This is a genomic window from Mucilaginibacter sp. (assembly GCF_036383575.1).
In the GTDB taxonomy this organism is placed as follows: Bacteria; Bacteroidota; Bacteroidia; order Sphingobacteriales; family Sphingobacteriaceae; genus Mucilaginibacter.
On the sequence record NZ_DASVOB010000297.1, the window covers coordinates 1 to 6,041 of the forward strand.

3 protein-coding genes are annotated in these 6,041 nt (G+C 41.1%); 2 read left to right on the plus strand and 1 reads right to left on the minus strand.

Annotated features, from left to right (window positions below):
- Positions 1-489 (minus strand): 7TMR-DISMED2 domain-containing protein (locus VF500_RS10360; protein ID WP_330859600.1); only part of this gene is annotated, 489 nt, incomplete at its 3' end.
- Positions 490-719: 230 nt separating this feature from the next.
- Here VF500_RS10360 and VF500_RS10365 point away from each other — a divergent pair.
- Together VF500_RS10365 and VF500_RS10370 are read left to right on the plus strand one after the other, a co-directional pair.
- Positions 720-4,880 carry a hybrid sensor histidine kinase/response regulator transcription factor gene (locus tag VF500_RS10365; RefSeq protein WP_330859601.1) on the plus strand — a complete coding sequence of 1,387 codons (4,161 nt, stop codon included), beginning with the start codon at positions 720-722 and terminating at the stop codon, positions 4,878-4,880.
- Positions 4,881-5,254: 374 nt separating this feature from the next.
- Positions 5,255-6,041 (plus strand): TonB-dependent receptor plug domain-containing protein (locus tag VF500_RS10370; RefSeq protein ID WP_330859602.1); only part of this gene is annotated, 787 nt, incomplete at its 3' end.

Genomic DNA, 6,041 nt, shown 5'->3' on the forward strand with positions numbered 1-6,041 from the left:
GTTTACCGCATTATGCGATTTTATCTTGAAATAATAGGTACGATAACCTGCTTGGGTATCCCCGATCAGAAATTCGAAGTTTTTATGGTGAAAAAGCCTGCTGCTAAAATCAAGGTTAGCGCCCGATTCACTTTTGATATACCCGCCCGTTGCATCAGGCATATAAGCCGTTACTTCATCAGTTGTTTGATCAAACAGCTCAATGATGCTGTTGCCGCTTATCGGCTGGTTGAAATACATCCGCACACGGAACCAGTAAGTAGAGTTTTTATGGTGATTGCTGGGATAGTATGAGCTGTTTTCGGAGAAGGAGGAGCTCATTGCCTGTATATCCTGGAATGTTAGCTTCCCGGTGCTGTCTTGCAGGTAATTTACTTCGTTTAGGGTAAACTTATGTTGCTGAACGCTTTTATCAATGCTTAGTACATTTTGCGCATGTAGATTAAGCGCCCACAGGCACAAATAAAAAACAAATAAATACTTAGTCAATGCAGGTAAATGTTTAATCAAATGCTTTTAATAAATAAGTATGACCTGCTATAACCGCACAATTTAAATACGTGGAGTTACAGCATTCCCAATTTTAGGGATGATGGCCGTATACAATAAATGTTTATTAAGAACCGGTTTATAATATCTCAAATATAATTAAATGTTAATTATTTGTCGCCAATATGGGTGTTATTTTCGTTATGTCTTTTGATAGGCTTTTGTTATTTATGCCTTATCAAAAAAGGATAAAATCTGCGAATGAAAGCCTGTTTCATTTTGATACCTTTGGACTTAACCAGTTATTGATTATCCGGCTAATGTTTGAGCGACTAAAGGCTTTATTGCTTATTCCTTTTTTATGTTATTCGTTAATAACCTCAGCAAAAGGCCCGGGTTTTCCGGTTAGATATTTAGGTATCGAAGACGGCCTTTCAAATAACGCGGTAACCTGTATTACTCAGGATCAATATGGCTTTATGTGGATGGGGACCTATGACGGTCTTAACCGTTATGATGGTTATACATTTAAGGTTTTCCGGAATATCTGGGGGGACAAAAACTCGCTGGTTAATAACCACATTAAATCCATTAATGCCCGCGGCGGGCGCATATATGTGGGAACTGAAAAAGGCCTCATGTTTTTTGATTATGCCGATTCCCGCTTTCATGCACTTTATTGTTATAATGAAAAACATCAGCCTGTTAAGATCGGGTTTAACATCAATGAAATAGTAGCTGATAAGTCAGGCAATATTTTTGCCACTAATGGTACGTATGGTTTCCTGAAATTTGGAAAAACAGATACTATTGGTAAAGAGATCCTATATGATGTCAACAAACAGCGGTTCAATACACTTGCCGCCCGGATGGATAAGCAGGGAACCATATGGGTACTGGTAAGTGGGGCCGGGCTTGGCAGATACGATGTAGCAACCGATAAGATAAAAATTGTAGCGCCCGAATTGGCGAATGCGGGGAGTATAACTATTGATGGAAAGGGCAAAGTGATTGCAGGGGTGGGCAACGAGTTGTTTATGTACGATCCGCTTACGCTGAAAACCATAAAGCTTGACATAGGGCTTAACAAATTAATAAATAACAGCATTTTTAGCCTTGCCACAACAAAAAACGGAGATATCTGGGTTACCACAAATGGTGGAGGGATCAAAGTTTGGGAACCGGCGGTGGGCAATATTACTTATATCACTGCAGGTGAAACGCCCAATAGCCTACGCAGCGGTGCCGTTGACGCTGTTTATGAAGATGATGAATCCCGGATATGGATAGCAACCCTGCGCGGGGGCGTGAACATCATTGACCGTAAGCCGGCATCGTTCCATTTGTTTGCACATGACGCTTTTAATAAAAACAGCGTTATCAATAATTTTATCCTGTCGTTTTGTGAGGATAAGCTACATAATGTTTGGGTTGGTACCGATGGCGGCGGGTTAAATTATTGGGATACCAAAACAAATACCTTTACTCCCTATGTGCATCAAAATGCTCCGGGATCTATCAGCAGTAATTTTGTTGTAAGTATTTTAAACGATTATACCAACAAAATATGGGTGGCTACCTTTAATGGTGGTATTGATGCCTTTGATAATGCTACCCGGCAGTTTAAACATTACAGTTGCTACAACCCGGTAGATAAAAAGGAGGAGCGGAATTTTTGGAAGCTTTACGAAGATTCGCAGCACCGTTTGTGGGCAGGCAGCACCTGGGGAGGTGCTTTATTTTTGTACAATCGAGCTAAAGATCAGTTTGAGCTTTTTGATAAAAGCCTGGTAAATATCCATGCGCTTTTTGAAGATCATGCCGGCAACCTATGGGCAGGCAACTACAACAGTCTCATAAAAATTGATATTCAAAATAAAAAGCACCAGGTTTACTTTATTGGCCAGGCCATCCGGGCTATTACCGAAGATAATAAGCACAATTTCTGGGTTGGCACCGAAGGCGGGGGATTGCTTCAATATGATACCAATACTCATCAATATAAAAGATACACGGAATCGGCCGGGCTACCCAGCAATACGATCTTGAACATCCTGATAGATAACAGCGGGAATTTATGGTGCAGTAGTTATAATGGCCTTTCTAACTTTAATGTAACAACAAAAAAGATCACCAATTATAATGCATCAGATGGGCTGCAAAGTAACCAGTTTAATTATAACGCGGCGCTAAAGCTGGCATCGGGTAAAATGCTTTTTGGCGGTATAAAAGGGTTTAACCTTTTCTCGCCTGATAGTATTGCGTCTTACGTTCATCAGCCCAGGTTAATGCTTTCTGATTTTAAAATAAATAATGCATCAATTGAGCTGGGTAGCGCATATACACAAAAGCTGCCGTTAAACGAATTGAAAAAAGTGACCATTCCGTTTAGTGAAGCTACCTTAAATATCAGCTATACCGCGCTTGAATATTCATTTCCTGATAAGATCTCCTACGCATATTATCTTGAAGGCTGGGACCATGGGTGGAACTATGTAGGTAAGCTAAAGTCGGCCTATTTTTCACGGTTAAATGAAGGCACTTATACCCTCAGGATCAGGGCTACCAATACAGAAGGCCGATGGACGGCTGCGCCCATTTCCATTAAAATTGTTGTTTTACCGCCCTGGTACCGTACCTGGTGGGCTTACATAATTTATCTGTCGGTGGTGTTTGTTATAGCTTATGCGTTTTACAACTACAGGGTAAACCAGGCTAAGCTCAGGTTTAAAGTAAAGCTGGCCAATTTGCAGGTGGAAAAGGAAAAAGAGCTTAATGAAAAGAAGCTAACTTTTTTTACCAACGTATCGCACGAGTTCAGGACGCCGTTAACGCTTATCATTAATCCTATCAAGGACCTTCTTAATCAAAACAAGGGGAATACGGAAGAACTGAGCACCATATACCGCAATGCACGCCGCTTACTTGGTTTGGTTGATCACCTATTACTTTTCCGGAAAACCGAAAGCGAAAATGCATCGCTTAAAGTGAGCAAACTGAATTTTGTGAGCTTATGTAATGAGGTTTATTCATGCTTTATTCAGCAGGCAAAAATTAAACAGCTTAATTATACCCTCGAGAGCAGGTCAGAAAGCATTGAAGTGTACGGCGACCTGGAGAAGATTGAGATAGCCCTGTTCAACCTGATCTCAAATGCCATAAAATTTACACCCGACCGCGGCACTATCCATATCATCATTGAACAGGACGATGTTCATGTATATTTTAAAATAATGGATAACGGTATAGGTATAAATGCAGAGGCCGGCGACAGGCTGTTCGATAAATTTTACCAGGCAAAGGATAAAAACTATTTCCGCAAAGGTTTTGGGATAGGCTTATACCTGGTTAAGGTTTTTATTGAAAGCCATAAGGGTAATATCAGTTATTCCAATAATCCTGATGGCGGTACCACATTTGTGCTTGCAATGCCAAAGGGTAAGGCCCATTTTTCCGGGGATACGATAGTTGAGGATGTTGTACCGGATTATACTTATGTAAATGAGCTTATTGATGATGACAACAAAGCGATAGTGGCAGAAGAGGGAGACCTGGCTGCGTTGGAGCTATTCAGTTCGGCCAGGCATACCCTTGTGGTGATTGATGATAATGATCAGATCCGTTCATATATTAGAAAGATCTTTACGCCCGGGTATAATGTTATTGAGGCCCAAAATGGCGCAACAGGCCTCGAGCTGATAAAAAAACACATGCCCGACGTAATTATAAGCGACATAGTTATGGACGGGATCAGCGGGCTTGACCTGTGCCGGATCGTAAAGGAAGACCAGGCCATAAGCCATATCCCCGTTATCCTGTTAACCGGCGATACCACGCCCGATATCATGCTGAAGAGCATTGAAGAAGGGGCTATCGATTTTTTACGTAAGCCTTTTGATAAAGAATTGCTTATTGCACGGGTAAAAAGTGTGTTGCGCAATAAAACCGAGCTTCAAAACTATTTTTATAAAGAGGTTACCAAAAAAAGTACCGGCCGCAGTATCTCGCAGGAAAACAAGGACTTTCTCAATAATTGTATTTCAGTGATCGAACACTACTTTACCGACGATAAGTTTGATGTATATGTGCTGGCCAAGGAGATCGGTATCAGCTATGCAACCTTATTTAAACGCCTTAAAAATATTACCGGGCAGTCGGTTAATAATTTTATCCGGTTCGTCCGCCTGCGTAAAGCTGCCGAATTACTCATCCAAACCAATTGCAATGTTAACGAAGCCGCGTTCCAGGTTGGCTTCAGCGATGTGAAATACTTTCGCGAGCAATTCTTTAAACAATACGGCATCAACCCCTCAGATTTTATCAAAAAACACCGCGCCAGTTTTCAAATTTCGTATCGTATGAACGAGTTTGAAAAAAACTCTTCCAAATAGGGCCGCCTTTATTGGGATGATATGTCATCACCAGGAAAGCGTGCTGAAATAAAATAAGAGTGAATTTGACACTTATTTTCTCGCGTATTCTACAAAAACTATCAAAAGGAGGTGTTTTTGTATGTTTTGACCCCGGTAATTTATAGTTTTACCCCTCTCTCGTATTGCCAAATTCCGCTTATTTCGTTTCAACCGACAGGCAATAATCAATACCAATATTTTATTGCCGGCAATTCATAAACTAAAAATTAATGCAATGAAAATTTCAAAAACGCGCAATTGGGTAGCATGCGCTGTGGTGTTAAACCGCCCCGGATAAGCACAGGTCACGCTCCAAAATTCCAAATTAAATAAACCCAATAACCAATTAAATTATGAAATATAGATTTACTCATTTAAACAGTTTTTCCGTATGGCTTTTGATGATCATGCTGCTGGGCATAACTCAAATAGCAAATGCGCAAACAAAAATTAATGTAAAAGGCGTTGTAAAGGATGCCACAGGTAGCGCCTTACCGGGTGCAACGGTGAACATTCAGGGTACAACCCAGTCAACCACAACCGATGTTAACGGTGCTTTTAAAATTGAAGTAACCGAAGGCTCTACGCTAAGGATCTCGTTTGTGAGCATGGTTCCTAAAACCATAGTAGTTACTAAAAACACAACCACGCTGAACATAGTACTTGAGGACAATAACAAGCAGCTTAACGAGGTAGTGGTTGTAGGTTACGGTACTCAAAAACGTTCGGATGTTACAGGTTCTGTCGTGTCGGTGCCTAAAGCGCGGTTATCACAATTGCCGGTAACTAACGTATTGCAGGCACTCGAAGGTGCTGTTGCTGGTGTTAATATTACAACTTCCTCTTCTGTGCCCGGAGCTCAACCATTGGCAGGTGTGAGAGGCCAAAATTCGATCAATGCCGGTACCGGCCCGTATGTGGTTGTTGACGGTATTCCGCTCAGCAAAAGCGGTGGGTCATTAAATGATATTAATCCTAATGATATTGCATCGATGGAGGTACTTAAAGATGCCTCTGCTGTTGCAATTTACGGTACCAACGGCTCAAATGGTGTAATCCTGATAACCACGAAAAGAGGTAATACAGGCAAACCTGTGATCCGTTATAATGCTTACGCGGGAGTTGAAAATATAGCTCATA